Origin of the sequence: Spiroplasma poulsonii (assembly GCF_009866525.1) — a bacterium.
GTDB classification, from domain to species: domain Bacteria; phylum Bacillota_I; class Bacilli_A; order Mycoplasmatales; family Mycoplasmataceae; genus Spiroplasma; species Spiroplasma poulsonii.
In genome coordinates this window covers 956,645-974,559 of record NZ_CM020866.1, presented here as the reverse complement: position 1 = coordinate 974,559, position 17,915 = coordinate 956,645, and the positions used below count along the sequence as shown (strand labels likewise).

General features: G+C 28.4%; 21 protein-coding genes and 1 riboswitch. Of the genes, 17 read left to right on the top strand and 4 right to left on the bottom strand.

Annotated elements, in window-relative coordinates; genetic code table 4:
* Positions 1–141: 141 nt before the first annotated feature.
* From efp to MSROBK_RS05430, 10 genes are all read left to right on the top strand, one after another.
* Entirely contained in the window at positions 142–699 is a 558-nt protein-coding gene (efp, locus tag MSROBK_RS05470; RefSeq protein ID WP_040093555.1) for an elongation factor P, read from the top strand.
* A 31-nt stretch (positions 700–730) separates the two neighbouring features.
* Positions 731–1,036 carry an MMB_0454 family protein gene (locus tag MSROBK_RS05465; protein WP_040093554.1) on the top strand — a complete coding sequence of 102 codons (306 nt, stop codon included), beginning with the start codon at positions 731–733 and terminating at the stop codon, positions 1,034–1,036.
* Positions 1,037–1,335: 299 nt separating this feature from the next.
* Positions 1,336–2,214, top strand: a complete 879-nt coding sequence (locus MSROBK_RS11610) for an amino acid permease (protein ID WP_227991107.1) — start codon at positions 1,336–1,338, stop codon at positions 2,212–2,214.
* The gene (locus MSROBK_RS11605) at positions 2,205–3,119 is read left to right on the top strand and encodes an amino acid permease (protein WP_227991105.1); all 915 of its coding nucleotides are present in this window, start codon (positions 2,205–2,207) and stop codon (positions 3,117–3,119) included. Before MSROBK_RS11610 ends, MSROBK_RS11605 begins: the two co-directional genes overlap by 10 nt.
* A 74-nt stretch (positions 3,120–3,193) precedes the next feature.
* The gene (gene udk, locus MSROBK_RS05455; RefSeq protein WP_040093553.1) at positions 3,194–3,844 is read left to right on the top strand and encodes a uridine kinase; all 651 of its coding nucleotides are present in this window, start codon (positions 3,194–3,196) and stop codon (positions 3,842–3,844) included.
* An 88-nt stretch (positions 3,845–3,932) separates the two neighbouring features.
* On the top strand, positions 3,933–4,403 hold the full coding sequence (gene greA / locus MSROBK_RS05450; protein ID WP_040093552.1) for a transcription elongation factor GreA: 471 nt from the start codon (positions 3,933–3,935) through the stop codon (positions 4,401–4,403).
* Positions 4,404–4,490: 87 nt separating this feature from the next.
* On the top strand, positions 4,491–4,757 hold the full coding sequence (locus tag MSROBK_RS05445; protein ID WP_040093551.1) for a hypothetical protein: 267 nt from the start codon (positions 4,491–4,493) through the stop codon (positions 4,755–4,757).
* Between the two features lie 6 nt (positions 4,758–4,763).
* A complete protein-coding gene (locus tag MSROBK_RS05440) occupies positions 4,764–4,988 on the top strand; it encodes a hypothetical protein (RefSeq protein ID WP_052443497.1) in 225 nt (74 codons plus the stop codon).
* 265 nt (positions 4,989–5,253) lie between these two features.
* Positions 5,254–6,792 (top strand): cytoskeletal motor fibril protein Fib, encoded by a 1,539-nt coding sequence (fib, locus tag MSROBK_RS05435; protein WP_040093550.1) that lies wholly within the window; start codon positions 5,254–5,256, stop codon positions 6,790–6,792.
* A 106-nt stretch (positions 6,793–6,898) separates the two neighbouring features.
* Positions 6,899–8,170: a YitT family protein gene (locus MSROBK_RS05430; protein WP_040093548.1), complete on the top strand. Its 1,272-nt coding sequence runs from the start codon at positions 6,899–6,901 to the stop codon at positions 8,168–8,170.
* On the opposite strand, the gene MSROBK_RS05425 is transcribed toward MSROBK_RS05430, so the two are convergent.
* A complete protein-coding gene (locus MSROBK_RS05425) occupies positions 8,167–9,147 on the bottom strand; it encodes a hypothetical protein (protein ID WP_040093547.1) in 981 nt (326 codons plus the stop codon). The two genes, MSROBK_RS05430 and MSROBK_RS05425, sit on opposite strands and share 4 nt — an antisense overlap.
* Before the next feature lie 90 nt (positions 9,148–9,237).
* Here MSROBK_RS05425 and MSROBK_RS05420 point away from each other — a divergent pair, with 90 nt between their 5' ends.
* Entirely contained in the window at positions 9,238–10,164 is a 927-nt protein-coding gene (locus tag MSROBK_RS05420) for a deoxyribonuclease IV (protein ID WP_040093546.1), read from the top strand.
* A gap of 3 nt (positions 10,165–10,167) precedes the next feature.
* A complete protein-coding gene (locus MSROBK_RS05415) occupies positions 10,168–10,641 on the top strand; it encodes a protein-tyrosine phosphatase family protein (RefSeq protein ID WP_040093545.1) in 474 nt (157 codons plus the stop codon).
* Positions 10,642–10,881: 240 nt separating this feature from the next.
* Here the strand turns inward: MSROBK_RS05415 and ispG are convergent, their stop codons facing one another.
* Positions 10,882–11,976: a flavodoxin-dependent (E)-4-hydroxy-3-methylbut-2-enyl-diphosphate synthase gene (gene ispG, locus MSROBK_RS05410; RefSeq protein WP_040093543.1), complete on the bottom strand. Its 1,095-nt coding sequence runs from the start codon at positions 11,974–11,976 to the stop codon at positions 10,882–10,884.
* 655 nt (positions 11,977–12,631) lie between these two features.
* Positions 12,632–12,731: riboswitch (purine riboswitch) on the top strand.
* Positions 12,732–12,821: 90 nt separating this feature from the next.
* Here ispG and MSROBK_RS05405 point away from each other — a divergent pair.
* The 5 genes from MSROBK_RS05405 to MSROBK_RS05385 all read left to right on the top strand — a co-directional run bounded on the left by MSROBK_RS05405 (position 12,822) and on the right by MSROBK_RS05385 (position 17,282).
* Positions 12,822–14,222 carry an ABC transporter substrate-binding protein gene (locus MSROBK_RS05405; protein ID WP_040093542.1) on the top strand — a complete coding sequence of 467 codons (1,401 nt, stop codon included), beginning with the start codon at positions 12,822–12,824 and terminating at the stop codon, positions 14,220–14,222.
* A gap of 819 nt (positions 14,223–15,041) precedes the next feature.
* Positions 15,042–15,329 carry a glycoside hydrolase family 18 protein gene (locus MSROBK_RS05400; protein ID WP_040093541.1) on the top strand — a complete coding sequence of 96 codons (288 nt, stop codon included), beginning with the start codon at positions 15,042–15,044 and terminating at the stop codon, positions 15,327–15,329.
* Positions 15,330–15,395: 66 nt separating this feature from the next.
* A complete protein-coding gene (locus MSROBK_RS05395) occupies positions 15,396–15,683 on the top strand; it encodes a hypothetical protein (RefSeq protein WP_040093540.1) in 288 nt (95 codons plus the stop codon).
* 21 nt (positions 15,684–15,704) lie between these two features.
* Positions 15,705–16,613, top strand: a complete 909-nt coding sequence (locus MSROBK_RS05390) for a hypothetical protein (protein WP_040093539.1) — start codon at positions 15,705–15,707, stop codon at positions 16,611–16,613.
* A 66-nt stretch (positions 16,614–16,679) separates the two neighbouring features.
* A complete protein-coding gene (locus tag MSROBK_RS05385) occupies positions 16,680–17,282 on the top strand; it encodes an FMN-dependent NADH-azoreductase (protein WP_040093537.1) in 603 nt (200 codons plus the stop codon).
* A gap of 45 nt (positions 17,283–17,327) precedes the next feature.
* Here the strand turns inward: MSROBK_RS05385 and MSROBK_RS05380 are convergent, their stop codons facing one another.
* Both MSROBK_RS05380 and MSROBK_RS05375 read right to left on the bottom strand, forming a co-directional pair.
* Complete coding sequence (locus MSROBK_RS05380) at positions 17,328–17,510, bottom strand: hypothetical protein (protein ID WP_040093536.1); 183 nt, start codon at positions 17,508–17,510, stop codon at positions 17,328–17,330.
* Positions 17,470–17,850: a hypothetical protein gene (locus MSROBK_RS05375; RefSeq protein WP_040093534.1), complete on the bottom strand. Its 381-nt coding sequence runs from the start codon at positions 17,848–17,850 to the stop codon at positions 17,470–17,472. The genes MSROBK_RS05380 and MSROBK_RS05375 overlap by 41 nt, the downstream gene beginning before the upstream one ends.
* Positions 17,851–17,915 lie beyond the last annotated feature (65 nt).

Here is a 17,915-nt window from a genome sequence, read left to right as displayed (position 1 = left end):
AGAATTAGCGCATTTTTCTTTTTTAAAACATTAAGAGGCAAAAAAAGCGCAAAAAATTTAACAAGTTTTCTTTGTGTCTTTATTTATTATTAAAATTAGGTTATAATCATAAAAAAGATAAGATAGAAAAGGAAGAAGAAAATGATTAGTGTAAATGATTTCCGTCCGGGATTAACATTTCAATATGAAGGTAATATTTATGCTGTAGTTGAAGCACAACACTCAAAGTCGGGGCGGGGGCAAGCTCACGTTAAGACAAAAGTAAAAAATCTTCGTAGCAACGCGACAACATCAATTACTTTTACTGGCGGTGATAAAGTTGAAAAAGCAATGATTGATAAGGTTGAAATGCAATATTTATATGATGATGGGGCGAATGTTATTTTTATGGATACCCAAAGTTATGAACAATTAGAAGTTCCGTCAAGTAGATTAATATGAGAAAAAAACTTTTTGAAAGAAGGAGTAATGGCTTCGGTAACAAAATATGAAGGTGAAGTTTTGGGTATCATTTTACCAGATAAAGTTGATTTAACAATTACCACAGCGGAAGCGGCTGTTAAAGGTGATGCTAGTTCTGGCGCGATGAAAAAGGCAGTTTTAGAAACTGGGTTAGAATTACAAGTACCATTATTTATTAAAGAAGGGGAATTAATTACGGTCTCAACAAGTGATGGTAAATATTCTGGCCGTGCATAAAAAATAAAATAAATGTAAGGGGTGATCGAAAATGGCTAATAATTTTACTGAGTTAACAATTGATAGTAATCACCGTGGTAGTATTATTGTGAGTTTATTAACAATTAAAAAAATTATTTTATATGCAATTCGTGATATTACTCACCAATATTTTATTGATAAAATTGAATGCCGTATGATTGATAATTCAATTTTACATATTTATATTAGTGGAAAGATCTTACGTGAAGAAGAATTAACTGAGTTAACAGAAGAAATTAATGAAGCAATCATGAAGGAACTAAGTTACTCATTACAAATTAAACCAAAAAATATTAGTATTGCTTATCGTCATTAACATAAAGTAATTAATGATGGAATTCTGAATAAAAAAATAACAAATTAACAAAATAATAGCATTATTTATGAAAATCTTTGGATTTTCTTTTTTATTGGTAAAACAATCTTTTCACAGGAACCTAAAAGGTCTAGTTTTTTTCTTTTTCGTGCTTGCTTTTTCACTTCAGATTGTTATAATTATAAATAAATTATTTAGAAAAAATTTAAATAATTTGAATGTTATAATTTAATTTTTATGTAAATATCATCAATTAAATATTAACACTGTTTTTTAACTAGGAAGGAAAAAACTATTTTATGCTTAAAAAAGAACAGAACAAAAAATTTAGTTTGGCGGATTTTGTTTGATTAGGCTTTAATTATACTGTTGGAATTAGTTTTATCGGTAATTTTGCTATTTTAGCAAATATTTCAGAATCTAACTCAATTGGAATTCATACTGTGTGGTTATTTGCAGTGGAAGGACTAATTGCTGGAATATGTGCATGAGCATTTGCTAAAATGGCACGAGTTCACCATTCAAACAATAATGGAGCTTCATATATTTATGTGCGAACAACTTTCGGAAAGTTTTGAGGAATTTTTGTTGCTTTTATGCAATATGTCTCATTACCATTCTTAATTACGATTCAAGTAATGATGTTAATTCGTGGTTCATTTGGAGCTGATTGAATCTCACAAGTTAATCCTGATGGAAGCGTTACCGTTCCGTGGTATGCTGCTGATTGAGGCTCATTTGGGGATTTATGGTTAGATTTTATTGGAATTGCCATTTATATGTCAGCTGCAGCAATCATCTTTGGGGGGATTAAATTATATAAAAAATTAGCAAATGGAACAGGAATTATTAAATGAGTTACCGCTGGTTTTTTAATTCTTGCCGGGTTAGTTTTAGCGGTTCAATATGGTGGGGAAAATTTAAGTTATTGGGGGCACAATACTAAATTTTCATTACCAGGATTTATTAAAGCTTTTAACTCTTGCTTTTTCTTCTTTGCTGGTTTTGAAGTATTCTCAACCGCGGGGAGAAATATTAGTAATCCAGAAAAAAATATTGGCCGTGGAATTATTTTAATTATGTTAATTAGTACCATTTTCTATATTGTTATTTCAATTATTTTCTTTGCAGCTTTTAATCACTTTGTTCAAAATATGAACATGGGGACATGGAGTTAGGGTTTAACAATAACCTTATTTTATATGGTGGTCCGATTATTATGATTATTAGTGCGTTGTCCTTAAAGGTTAATGTTGCAATGCAAAATGCGCTGTATGGTGGAACTTCGTTACAACCATTATCAACTGAAGGATATTTACCTGATCGTTTACGAAAACTAAACAAAGATGGTTTACCAGCGCGTGCTTCGATTTTAAACTTGGTAATTACTAGTTTAATGATTTTTATTTGATTAGCAATTCCCGATATTATTAAAGGAGTTAGTTTAACAAAAGAATTTGGGTTTATGGCAACTCCAGCGCAAGCAATGACATATCAACAACCGTTTGATATTTGATCTTTAACAGAAGCGTCATCAGCAATTACAATTTTTATTTATGCGATGGTCATTGCCGTTACATTAAAACTAGGGTATCAACGTAAAATTAAAATGCTGTTATGAGAACATATTGCCTTTTCAATTGTATTTATTATTTTATGCTTTGTTTTTGTGTGACATTATTATAGTTTAATTGATAATATTGTTTCAACAACAGGAACTAAACATCAAAGTGCAATTATTGGAACAGCAATTGAATTAGCCTTTGTTGGATTCTCAGTTAGTTTTGCTACAATTTGATATTTTACTTATTATCGTCAAAAATATTTACGTCGGATGAAAGAATGTCCCGAATTACAAGCAAAATTAGATGCTGAATTTGAAATAACAGATGATTGAAAATACGTTTCATTAGAAATTCGTAACGAAATCAAGTATTATTTAAAACGGAATCAAGCGTTATATCGGGATCAAACGAATGCTAACTATCATGATGCTAAGCATATGCTTAGTGAATTAGACCTTGTTTTTGACAAATATAAGCAACTTGAAGTTGATGAGGACGCCGAAGAACATGATCAATAAAACAATTTAACAACAGTTAAGTTGTTTTTCTTTGTGATATACTAACATTAGAGCACCAGTGGAGGGTTTACATAATGAAGTTAAAAAAGGAAAATAACGTTCAGTTAGTAACAATTGCCGGAGGCACAGCAAGTGGGAAGACGACAGTTGCAACTAAAATTGCAAAAATCTTGCAAGGTAAAAAAATTGTTTACTTAAAAATGGATCATTACTATAAAAAGTTAGATCATTTAACATTAGCAGAACGCAAGCAAATTAACTTTGATCACCCTAATGCGCTTGATTTAGACTTATTAGTAGAACATTTGACATTATTAAAACAAGGCCAAGCAATTGAAACTCCAATTTATGATTTTACGGTTTATAATCGGTCAGAAACAACAAATCACGTTATGGCTGGTGATGTTATTATTTTAGATGGGATTTTAGGGTTGGCATTAGAAGAAATTCGCCAATTATCAGATATTAAGATTTTTATTAAAACCGAAGATGACATTCGTTTTATTCGCCGCTTAAACCGCGATTTAAATGAACGAGGGCGAACAATTGATAGTATTGTTAGTCAATACTTAACGACGGTTAAACCAATGTATGAATATTTTGTTGAACCAAGTATTAAGTATGCTGATATTATTGTCCCATATTATGAAGGCAACGAAATTGCAATTGATATGATTGCCACTAAAATTAAAACGCTATTAACAGAGCAAGGCAATAAAAACTAAAAAAAGTTAAAAAAATCTTAACTATCTTATTTTTTAAGGTATAATAATCATTGTTGTAATTAAAAATGGAGAGGAACGGGAATATTAAATGAATGAAGAAATTTTATTGACCAAAGAGGGAATTAAGGATTTACAAGAGGAATTAGATAATTTAATTAACGTCATTCGACCAGAAGTTATTGAAGAATTAAAAGAAGCCCGTGCACAAGGGGACTTATCAGAAAACGCGGATTATGATGCGGCACGAAATCGTCAAGCGGAAGTTGAAGGTCGCATTAAAGAAATTGAATCGTTGTTAACAAAAGCAAAAGAAATTAAAGAAGTAAAATCAAAAACGGGAATTATTAAATTAGGAAGTAAAGTTACTTTTACTAATTTATTAATTAACAAAAATTTTGAAATTAAAATTGTGGGGGCTGTTGAAGCAAATCCCTTTGAAAATACGATTTCAAATGAATCTCCAATTGCTAAAGCTATTATTGGTCAAAAAATGGGCGATTTAGTTGAAATTAAAGGAATTCAAGTTCCATATAAAGTTAAAATTGTAAGTGTTGAATAAATAATAGAAAGTAATTAAATAATTACTTTTTTTTCAAGGAATTTATAAAAGAAAAGGTTAAATAATTAACAAGGGGGGAAAAATAAAGTGACAAAATTAACAATAGAACAGACAAAGCAACTATCTGGGGGAAAAATGTCGGGGGTTTTTTTAACTGGGATTGTTGCTATTATTAATGCTTGTAGTAACTCATTAACAAATTTAATTTCAACTGGTTTTTCAACTTATTTCGCAGCGCAACAAATGAATCGCACCGAAGGTGGTTATAAAACAACAAATGGGGCACATTTAACTTGATCAGATAAATATAGTAATTTAAATTATGCTAATTATTCCCAAATTTTATTTGTTTAACTGAAAATGAAATTATTAACAATAAAAGAACAAAAGGAAATTACGGGTGGGGCGGCTTGATTTATTGGTGCATTTGCTTTAATTAATTTTTTTGATATTGTTAAAATTAGTTTAGATAGTTATCAAATTGCGCATCATTCAAGACAAACAAATCAAAACAAAATAACAAAGCCAAATGAGAAAACAACAGGGGAAAATTCATCACAAGAATATGCAATTTTCTATGTTTAATGTTAAACATTAAATAAAAATAATTGTGTTTTTAATAATAATTATAGAAAATAATTTTTATTTATTTTAAAAATAAAAAACAAAATAATTTTTATTATTTCAATAATTTTTAACATTTTAACATTATCCATTGATAATTTATTAAAAATACGATACAATAATTTTAGTTGTATTTTGCATATAATCAAATATTAGTTATAGTAAGATGCACTAAAAATAATCAATTTTGGAAATTAATTATTAAGAAAATAGAGGTGGAAAATAAATGATCGGTGTTATTTCAACGGCATATTTTACAATGAAAGATAAGCACAATATCAAAACAGTAAAAAAATATTGATGAAAAAACTGTGTTATCCAACATGTTAAGTACCATGGAAAAACTTTCATTATTGCAACAGTAGGTTATGGTAAAGCAAATGCAGCAATGGCTATTACTTACTTATTAGAAAAATATCCTGGTTTACAAACAATCTTGAACATAGATTTAGCCTTGTCAACAAATGACAAACATGACACAGGAGATACAACAATTTCAACAAAATTTATTTATCGTGATGCAGACTTAACAGTTTTCAAAGATATTAAATATGGACAAATTGTTAATGAACCTGAGTCATTCCAATTCGATGGTGAATTTGCGAAAGTTGTTAAAGACTTTAAATTAGGATTGACTGAAGGAGTTACTGGAACAGCAGATATGTTGATTTATAACTCAAAACAATTTAAAGAGATGGTTGACAAATATGGTCACACAATTGATGTTATTGATACTGAAGCTGGTGCAATTGCCCAAGTTGCTAAAAAATCAAGCATTAATTATATTGCTTTAAAAATTATTTACAATAATGCATTATCACCATGAGATAATGATCCAATTCATAAATTTAAAATGTATGAAACAGTAAATACTTTAAAATACTTATTAAGAAGATTATTTAACTTATTAAGTTCAAATTATATTATTGATTTATCACAATCATCACAAGATGATTTAGATTCAATCAATGAATTATTTGAAATCAAACATGACCAATGAGTTAAATTATTTAAACCAAATACTCATAAAGTATTATCAGGATTTGGACCTTCATTAATGCTAGTTGATAAACAAGAAAGAACGCCTGTTGCCTTAGATATCATTCAAGTAATGTGATCAAAAACAAAGGAAAACGAAGGACCAGGTAAAGTAATCTTAGGAGAAGATGAATGAAAAAATGCTCCTAAAAAATGATTACGTAAATTATTATTCTTAGAACAAGTTCGTGTTAATGATGATGAATTATTATGAAATAAATCAGCAAAATATGATTTAAATAATGAAAAATTATATAAAATTGAAACAGTTGCTAATGAAATTGCAGCAGCAATTGCTGAAAAATGTCAAGACAAATCATCATACACATATAATGGTGCAACAGTACCAGAAAAATACTTATTAGTAAATGTTGATGCTAGAATTTCATTTTACATCACACACAACCAATCACATGAATTTGTTGAAGATAAAAACTTTGGTGCACAATTAGTAAGCAATGAATTTATTAAGTATTTAAATGAATCATTAAAAGATGTTGACTCACCATATCAACAAATTGTTGTTTATATGACAATCCCAGCTTTAGACTATCGTAAAATCCCAGTGTTTATTCCTTCAAATAAAGGAGCAAACAGAGGGGTTAAATTTGGAAACTTAAACCAAAAATTACAAAAAGATTATACAGTTGTGGATATTACAAGAAACGATTATGACCCAATTAAAGTTGGTTCATTCAAAGTTACAATTCGTTTAAAAAGTGAATAATTATTAATTTTATTATAAAAACAACCCTTGGGTTGTTTTTATTTTGTAAGATAGTGTTATACTTATTTGTAATTAAGGTTTAAGAAAGGGCAAGGAAATCTAAAGTATGACATATGATGAAGAAACACACGTAGCACAAAATAATAATGCCTCGGGAGTTGGCGCAGAGGATGTTGAAAGTAAAACAATTGATGCTTATAAAGAAGGGCATCGGAAAACAAGAAGTCGTGAACGAATTTCTCGCAAAGAATTTAATTTACGATTTAAGAGTTATTTTAAATCACGATTATTTCGTGATTATGGGTATATTACTTTTGCGGCATTTCTAGCAATGGTTAGTTATGATTACTTTATTGCCGCAACAACAAGTTACGGAATTATGCCGAGTGGAATTGGAGCGATTGCAAGGGGAGTTGCGGCTGCAATTTGACCACACCAAGATCAACTGGCATTTCAAACAAGTATGTATTGAGTTTTTTTCTTTATTCTTAATTTACCACTATTTATTTTTGGTGTAATTAAAATTGGGATTCGGTTTTCAGTTCGGACAATTGTTTATATTACATTACAAAATGGTTTCCACTTTGCTTTTGCTTATATTCCACTTATTAATCCCCAAGAACTATTTTTTATTACTAACTATAATAGTTTAAATGTTTTTAGTAATTATGGTGGAATGTATCAAATTTGATTATTTGTCTTTGCGGCGGTAGCAGGAATTTTAAACGGAATCGCTTATGGATTAGTTTATAAGGGTGGTGCTTCGACGGCTGGAACTGACTTTGTTTTAGCTTATTATTCGGTTAAAAAGAAAACATCAATTGCTAATTATAATCGAATTGTTAATTATATTATTGTTATTATAATGTTAGCAATTCATACGGCATTATTAACACGTAGTGAAATTACTAGTGTCTATTTTGGAAGAGATTGAGCAAACCATCTTGACGCAATTAAAAAACTTGGTTTTAATATTGATGAAAACGGTTTAAATGGAATTGATTTTGCAAGTCATAAAGCGAAATACTTCTTTGGTCCCGTCTTATTTGCATCATATTTATTTGTGGTAGTTCAATCAATTACAATTGATATTATTTTCCCAAAATTTAAATATCGTAGTTTAATGATTATTACTTCAAAAGGCGATGCTGTTGTTTCAGGACTACAATATGTTCATTATCCAAATGATATTGTTCGTCTTCCTGCTCGTGATCATTATGAAGGAAATGATATTAATAACGAAGTAATTATTGTTTCAACATCCTTGTTAGAATATAAATGGATTAAAGCCGCAATTGTTGTTTCTGATCCAGATGCTAAAATCTTATCCCATAAATTAGATAAGATTATTGCAAATTATAAGGTTGATAAATATTAATTATGTTTTAAAATTAAATTTAATCAGACAAAACTCTTTTGAAGAGTTTGATAGTCATGCTTAATAGTTTCAATCATATTATCAAGCATGACGTTTTTATTTAAACTAATATTAAAGTTGAAAAGACTGTCGCAGTTATCAATTCAACTATTTGTTGAAATTGTTGCTAGTTGGAGGGATAATGCTTTAGGTGTAACTTTAATATTTGGGATTAAGGTAGTTGTAACCATATTATCTAGGATAAGAGTTTTGAGTGTTGGGGTAATATTTGGATTAGTTTGATCGTATCAAAAAAAATTATCAAAGGTTAAATTATTTTTAGGATACTTATTTTTTCGATTAATTTCAAAAGCATTATTTTGAAAATTTGATGTTGTAACTGTTAAAAATAAATAACGGTAGTATTGTGTGTTGTATGGTTTTGGCATTAAATTTGGTTCTAAATTATCAACAACAGTTGTTGTTGCTTGGCTAATCGAACCAATATTAAAAGCTATATTTTGATATTTTCCAACGATAATTTTATCATTAACTTTAAATTCGTTAATTGGGTAATGATTAGTTGGCGTAATGGTTCATTTGGTTGTAATGTCAGTAATCGTTACGTCAGGCATTATGTTAGCAAAAATAGTATTATATAAATCAATTAATGACGTAATGTCAAAATTATTTTTAATTTGTTGTGTTAAATCCTTTTGGTGCTTTTTAATAAAAATAATAAGAGTAGTAGTTGTTATAAAACAAAGGAATGCCACAATTCCTACTGGTAAAAAAATTGTTTTATTTAGTTGAAAATGAAGATCATATGTAACAACAAAACTAAAAATCGTTAGGAATAAACTAACCATAATGAAAAGATAAAAAAATAAGTTAATTCATTGTCAAGCAACAATTCTATCTTTCTTTTTTATAATTACTTTTTGATAAACATTATCAATCGCTATTTCAATTTGTTTACTATTTTCTTCGTTAATCATAATAATCCTTTCATTATTAATAAATTATTTTTTCTTGTCTTTATATATGATATTATAAAATTAATGAGAAAGAAAGGGAGAAATTAAAAAATGAAAGATTATAATTTAATTATTGGAAGTCATGTTAGTATGAACAAACAACAAAATTATTTGTTAGGAGCATTAACAGAAAGTTTAAATAATGATGCTAATGCAATGATGATTTATACTGGGCCACCACAAAATACAATTCGAGTTAGTACTGACCATTTTTTTATTTCAGAATTTTATCAACAGTTACCTGTCCAACATTTTTCAATTGACAATGTTATTATTCATGCCCCTTATATTATTAATTTAGCTAATACAACAAATCCTAGTACATTTGAAATTGCTGTTGAATTTCTAAGAAAAGAAATTATTCGTGCTGATGAGATTGGAATTAAAACAATTGTTTTACACCCAGGCAGTGCTGTTGGTGCTCCTGAGCAAGTTGGGTTAGATCGAATTGTTGAAGGTTTAAACTTAGTATTAACTTCAGAACAAAAGGCAAAAATTGCTTTGGAAACAATGGCTGGAAAGGGCAGCGAATTAGGAACTAACTTTGCACAATTAAAATATATTATTGATAATGTATTGTTGAAGGACAAAGTAGGGGTTTGTTGGGATACTTGTCATATGCATGATGCTGGTTATCAATTTAAAGAAAACTTAGAAGATATTATTAATGAATTTGATCAATTAATTGGTTTAGACCGTTTGTTATGTTTACATATTAATGATAGTAAAAATCCTTTGAATGCACATAAAGACCGTCATGAAAATATTGGTTATGGTTATTTAGGATTTGAGACCCTTTTGAAAATTATTTATCATCCAAAGTTAGATGGAATGATAAAAATTTTAGAAACACCATATGTTGGTGAAAAAGGAAAAGATTTTGCTCCATATAAAACTGAAATTGCAATGATAAAATTAAAACAATTTACAGACCCGTTTCAAGAGAATGGTAAAGTAAAAATAGATCTAGGAGAATAAAAAATGCCAGCAAAAAAAATTATCACTAATTTATATCTTGGTGACCATCATAGTATTCCAACCGATGCTAACTTAGTCATCAGTTGTGCGGCTGAAATTTATCGTGAACAAATTCAAAAGCACAACATTAAAAATGATAATCAAGAGTTTATTTGAACTGATGATCAACATATTTATTTTAATTTTAAAGATTATTCAACTTTACAAGAGTTAGATGTTAATGTTGTCATTCAAGCATTAAAAGTTATTGAAAATAATATTAAAACTAAAAAAATTTATGTTCATTGTATTTGAGGTGTTAATCGTAGTGCTTCAATTGTTTTTATGTATTTAGTTGCTAAAGGATATATTAATGATGATGATTTTGATAGTGCTTTAGAACAGTTTGAACGAATTTATCCGTATATTAATCCAAACCCAGGATGATTTGATTTTTTAATTAATGAATTTCCTTATACACATTTAATATCAAATTAATAAAATAAAAATCTAAGTAATGATTACTTAGATTTTTATTTTATTAACGTTTTCCTTTACGACATTCACACTTCTTGTTAATACAATCTGTGCAAGAAATACAAATTAAACAAGAACGACATCCTACTTTTGGTTTACTACAGGTACGACATGACATACAATTATGGTTTTTTGCGGGACAACATACATCCATTACTCTTCACCTCTATTTTCTTTACCACTTTTTAATTGTATCATAAATTATAATGTAGTTTTATTAGCGCGATTTTTTTCTTGTCAGTCACGATGATATTCATCAATCAGTAATTTTAGTTCAGGCACAAGTTCTTCTTGTTTACATGATTTATAAATTTTACCTTTTTTAAAAATAATGCCGCCATTTTTTCCCCCAGCAATTCCGAGGTCAGCTTGTTTTGCTTCACCAGGACCATTAACAACACAACCTAAGATGGCAATTTTTAATGGAAATTTCATGTCCTTGGTATATTCCTCAATTTCTTTGACTACTGGGAAGAGATTATATTCAAGCCGACCGCAAGTTGGACAAGCAATAACATCAACAACATTATCATAAAGCCCAAGGGCATTTAACATTCGTTTTGCAACTTCAACTTCGGCAATTGGATCAGTTGATAAACTAATCCGGATGGTATCACCAATCCCATTGAAAAGAAGGGGTGCTAAGCCACTACATGATTTGATTGTTCCGGTATGATGACTACCAGCTTCAGTGATTCCCAAATGAAGGGGATAGTTTCATTCTTGACTAGCTAAGGTATAAGCTTCAATGGCCATTAATGCTTCGGTTGCTTTTAACGATAAAATAATATCATAGAATCCTAGATTTTCTAATATTTCAATATGACGTCGAGCACTTTCAATCATTGCTTTTGGTGTTCAACCGTATTTATTGACTAGATCTAAAGGGAGACTTCCTGAATTAACCCCAATTCGAATTGGGATTTTTTTCTCTTGACATTTTGCGACAACTTTTTTGGTATTTTCAATACTACCAATATTGCCGGGATTAATTCGAATTTTACTAATTCCAACATCAGCGGCAATTAGAGCAAATTTATGGTTAAAGTGAATATCAGCCACTAAAGGACAGGGCGCATGTTCAACAATCGTTTTCAAAGCTGCTGCATCATCTTTGCCTAATACTGCTACTCGGACAATTTCACATCCTTCTTGATATAATTGATTAATTTGGGCTAAAGTAGCTTTAATATAGTGAGTTTTTGTATTAGTCATTGATTGAATAACAACTTTGTTTTGACCACCAATTTGGATGTCACCAACCATTATTTTTCTTGTGTTATTTCGTTTATTCATTGTTCAAACATTCCTTATCTTTGCAATAATTTTGTTTATGTAAAAGAAGAGCGGTAGGGGAGTTGGGGATACCGGTAGGGGAGTTGAAAAAACCCAGTAAAATCAAGGGTTTTTTAGTTTCACATAAATTATAATTATTGGATTATCCTTTAGATAATTTCACAATAATCATACGACTAAAAGCAGATAAATTCAACATTAAAGTTAATTTTTGTGTTTTCTTGGTTATTTATGATCACATGTTGAAGGAACTAATTGAAATATTAACGGAAATTAAGCTTTTATTAACTATTTTAAATATCACTAAAACGCAGTAAAATCAAGAGTTTTTATATTGTTCCAATTTAATTCCAATTACATTCCATTATTGTTCCAAATACGAAAAAAAATATAAAAAGTTAATTGAATATTGTTGAATTTTATTTTTTGAACTATATAATTATAAATGTCTAGGGAAGTATAAGAATTGTACATTTATTAATTATAATAAATAACACAAGTTTAGCCCTATCAATATGACCATACTTTGTATTATATTTATCTTATACTTCATGGATACCCTAAAAAAACAATCTCACCCGGATTGTTTTTTTCATTTTTATTTTTATTTTAATTTTTTAAATTGCTTTTTATAAAAAAAGAGTTATGATATAAACATAAAAATAAATAATATACCTGTATATGCTAGTAATATGGTCTAGCGTTTCTACGTCTTACCATGGGAAAAAGACTCTATAGGTTAATGATTTTGCTTTTCAGACATTAACCCTTCATATTTTAATTGAAAGTAACGGGCTAATGTTTTTTATTTTTAGAAATATTAAATTTAAAAAAGGAGCAAAGAAATGAAAAGTCTTTTACAAATTTTTACAACAATTACTGTTGTTGGCGCTTCTGCTGCTAGTGTTGTTGCTTGTGGAAAGAAATATCTTTTTGATAGTAGTATTTGAGTTATTACCGATGGTGGAACAACAAGTGATCTTGCTTTTAACCAATTAACATGAGAAGGGGCTAGTAAGTATGCTGTGGCAAGAGCAAACCCAACCTTACCATTATCACAATGAAAGCAATCAAACTTAAGAGCAAGTTATTTTGAACCAGTTAGTCAAACACCAGGTGATTTTAAAAGTGCTTATATTACCTCATCTATTTCTGGCGCAAAAACATTTGTACTACCTGGTTTTAACCATGGTAATACAATTGGGTGAGCAGCAGGTTTAGTTGATAATATTATTTATATTGATGGCAGTGGGCAAGGGATACATATCAATATGAATCCAAGTGGACCATTAGCAAAAAATATTATTGGTATTACTTATCAAGCAGAGGCATCAGGATTCTATGCAAGTTTAGCGGCAAGCATTTATTTAAATGCACATCAGCAAGAATATGATAATCAATTAAAAATTGGAAGTTATGGTGGAATGGATAATCCAATTGCTGTTTCAAATTATATGTGAGGGTTTTTAGTTGGGACTGATGTTTTTAATGCAATCATTAATTCATTACCTGGACAAAAAATGAATTATTTAAAAGATGAAATTCTAAAACAAGTTCAAGTTATTAATAGTAACATCAGTACTTTGCAACCAGTTGCTAAAGTGCAAAATGTTTTAAACAAAAATGAATCATGATTTTCACAATCGTTTCAAGCTGTTGATGGAAAAATTATTAGTGATGAATTATTATCTCGTGGTGCTAAAATTATTTTTCCTGTTGCTGGAGCACAAGTACAAGATACTGTTAATCAAATTAGAATTAATAAAGTTAATGCAAAGATTGTTGGTGTTGATACTGAACAATCAAAAATTTATGGTGAAGATATTGTTGTAACAAGTGCCTTAAAACAAATTTTAACATCAACTTTTGATGCTTTAAATAACATTTATTCATCAGAATGTGGTTATGATGCAAAAAATAATAGTTGAAATGAAAATAATAGCACAAAAAAATGTTGAATTAACACCAACCAAACCTCAATTGATCATCCATCATGAACGGGGATTGAAACAACAAAGTGAGTTAAAACAAACTTAGTTAATTTTTTACACAATGTATCTGATAATCAAAGTAAAAATACGCCGTTTGATAGGATGGTAAAAGTATTACAACATGCTTATAAAGATGGAATTGATAATCATTCGCCAATTGGAATGAATGCTTTCTTTAGTACCCTTCAAAATACTTATGAAAATCAAACAACATTAAAACAATATTTATTAGCAGCAATTGAGAACGCATTATAATTAAAGAAAATGAAGGTGAAACTTAGATGATAATTAAGTTTTTCTTATATCAAATTATTTGCATTAAAATTAAAATTATAATAACAATTTGTTAAAAGTATGAATATACTTTTTTTAAGGATAATATTAATGAAATGAATCTTGTTATTTTAAGGAGTTTATTTTATGCAAAAAATATTAAATAATTTTTTATGTCAAGTCAAAAATCATTATGTTTTATTAAATAATGATAATAAAAATTGATCACTTCAAAGTCTTAAAATAAAAAATTTAACAATGCTTTTGATATATGAATTAAATTAATAAACATTAATAAATATAATTATAGAAAAAAGGAAGTAGATATAAAATGAGCAAATCAAAGTTAATAATTTCATTTTGTACTAGATTGATATTAAATGGTAGTAATAAAAAAAGGAAAGTAGAAATTGTTGTATGAAAAAAAATAATAAGGGTATTTAAATTGTCTATAAGAAACAGATGAAACTAAAATCAATTATTTTAAGTTTAATTTTTTGTACAACAATAATTTTTCCTAATCTAATATAGTTATTACCAATAATGTTTTTCTTCAGTATAATAAAAACAAAACCGTAATTAATCGCAATGTTAATCAAAATAATATTAATAGTAATCATTATGGCAATGGATTATGGCAATGTGATTTATACCCAAGCTCGTAATCGTGGTCAAACAAATTTTGATTTAGCAAAAGCAACAACCGTAAGGACTCGTCATAACTTAAAATAAATTATTCATAAAGTCTATGATGTTAATGTTAATGATAAAACATTAAACCGTTTCTTAGGCGTAACACCAATGATTGGGGTTAATGATACCGTTGAAGGGGTTTTCAACTTAGAAGATGCAAAAGAACTTTATAATTGATCCCATGAAGAAAACTTAGCATTTATTAGTATGTGGTCAGTTAATGATGATAAAGGATTTATTGGCCAACAACCAAGTGCTAAAACATTCACTTCTCATGGTTTAAATTATCTGCGTGAATGAGACTTTATGCGTGCTTTTAATGGTGACTGACAAGAGTGAGTTAAAAGACCTGCTAGTGATCCATTTAGAAATAAAATCACAAGAATCTTATCTTAAAAATAAGATTTCTTTTTTAATTAAAAATTATAGTATAATTTAATCAACAAAAGAGTGGAGAAAGCGATGATTAATATTGTTCCCGTTGTATTATGACAAGTTATAATTTTTGTCTTATTAAACCTTGGTATAATAATTGGTCTTTTCGTTAAAACGCTTGGTAGCTTATATTTTATGGGGGCAAATGTTATTTTGTTAGGCATGCTCTTTTTTATCGCGCCATTAATTATTCCAAGTTTAGCAGCCAGTTTAAATAATGTTCTTAAGCCAGTTCTTAACAATATTCCCCAATTAAATAGGGCATCTATTATTGTGGCAAATTGGTTGGCAATTATCATTTTATATGGAGCATAAATTATTGGAACAAACACCATTTTGTTTTCTGTTTATGTCCCAGTTCTGCGGAAACAATTTAAAAAAGTAGAAATTAATCGTCCCATTAATTATCTTTTTGGGGCTGTGTTTGGTTTTTGTACAATGATGATATTTAGTTATTTTTTAACAAATTTACTTTCAACAAACGTTTTTTATAACAAAAATAATTTCTCCCAAGATTTACCAACAATGATTAATGCAACAAGAAAGGATGCTAGTAAATATCCAAATCAATTTCGCCATAGTCCAACGAATAAAATGTTTAATTGATTACCATCATGACAAGTTCAAAAATCTGGTGATGCTATTGCCTATTGATTCTGAATGGCAATTGGGTTAAAAAATGATTCATCATTATCCGATATTATTGATTCAATTTCTAATTCTAATGATTTTATTGACAATATTGATAACGCCTTAAATGGTCTTAGTGATAATGAAAAAAATGATGTTGTTAATGATATTGTTAGTCAAATTGTTGATAAAATTGATGATAATACTAATGGGTTACCAGCAACAAGTATTAATTGAAGTAACATTAATCAAGCTGTTATTAGTTGAAAAAATAACAACCCTGACCAACAATTTAAGGGAACTTCGATTGAAACAATGATGACTTCAACACCAAATGATGAAAGTAATCCATATTATTATTTTGTTAAGCTTCGTGAATATGGTGAAACAACGACAACAAATAGTGAATTTTCCGTAATTTTAACTAATGGCAATAAGTTTTATACAACCTTAAAAAACATTTATTTCCTAGGAAAAATCACCCCAAATGCAACTACCATTCAAAGTTTTAATACTATTATTAACAAATATGTTATTGGTATGACAATTATTAATCCTGGTGAAAATGATCCGTTATATCCAAATTATCAACAATTATCATCGTGGTTTATTTAAAAAGATAATCAATATCAAACCAAATCCTGAATTATGATAAAATAATACCAGAAAGGAAAGATAACGATGTCAAATAAAGTATTAGTAATTTATGGAACTGTTAGTCCTAATGATAAATCATATTCAAAAGCGTTAGCAGCTCGTTTTATTAAACATTATCAAGCATTAAATGCAAATGATGAAATTATTCATTTAGATTTAAATAATACCGCAATGGCTTTAAAAACATTAACGCGTGATAACTTTGATAGTTATTTTAATGTCGAAGATGCCGATGTTTATATTAACCAATTAAAAGAAGTACAAAAGGTTATTGTTGTTTGTCCAATGAATAACTTTAATGTTTCTGGGTTAATGAAAAATTATTTAGATCATGTCTTAGTTGCTAACAAAACATTTTCATATAAATATTTAAAAAAAGGGGATTCGATTGGATTACTATCACATTTAAAAGTTCAAATCTTAACAACCCAGGGAGCACCTTTTGGATGATATCCATGAGGAAACCATACTGAATATTTAAAAGGAACTTGAGAATTCGTGGGAGCAACAGTTAATAAACCAATTTTAGTGGCGGGAACAAAAGTACCTCCAACAAGTTCATTAGCACCAGATGAATTAATTGATCAATATGATGAAGAAATTCAAAAAGTTGTTAAAACATTTTAAATAAAATAACATAATAAAAAACTCAATTTTAAATTGAGTTTTTTATTATATCGCAAATGAATTAAATATTTTATCTCAAAGGCTACGTTTTTCATTTTTAATTTTATCTAAATCAGCCTTCAGTTTATTAAGTTCTTTTGTTTTATTTTGTAAATCATATTCCAACTTATTTTTTTCTTCAATCGTTTTATTTAATTCGTTTTGCGTTGCTTCTTTTTCTTGTGTCATCTTTGTTAACGCTGTTGTAAGCGCTGTTACTTTTTTCTCTAACTCGATTTGCTTGATCTAATTTAGCTTTTAAATCATTTATTATTGTATTTAAATCATTTAATGCTTTCTCATGATTCTTTATTAACTCTTCATTTTTACCTTGTAACTGTTTTAGTTCTTCTTTGAATTTATCAACTTCCACCGTTTTATCCGTTAGATTTTTTTCTAAATTGGTTTTTTCTTGGTCTAAATTAGATAATTGTGCTTTAACAGCTGTTAATTCTTTAAGACAATCACCACAATCTAACTGGTCTTCTTTAATTCGATAAGTTAACTGATTTTCTTGTTTTGTGACCATTTTTGTTTCATAAACTTTTGTTCGTTGTGGTTCATAAAACTAGTAGTAATACAAATAATAAATAT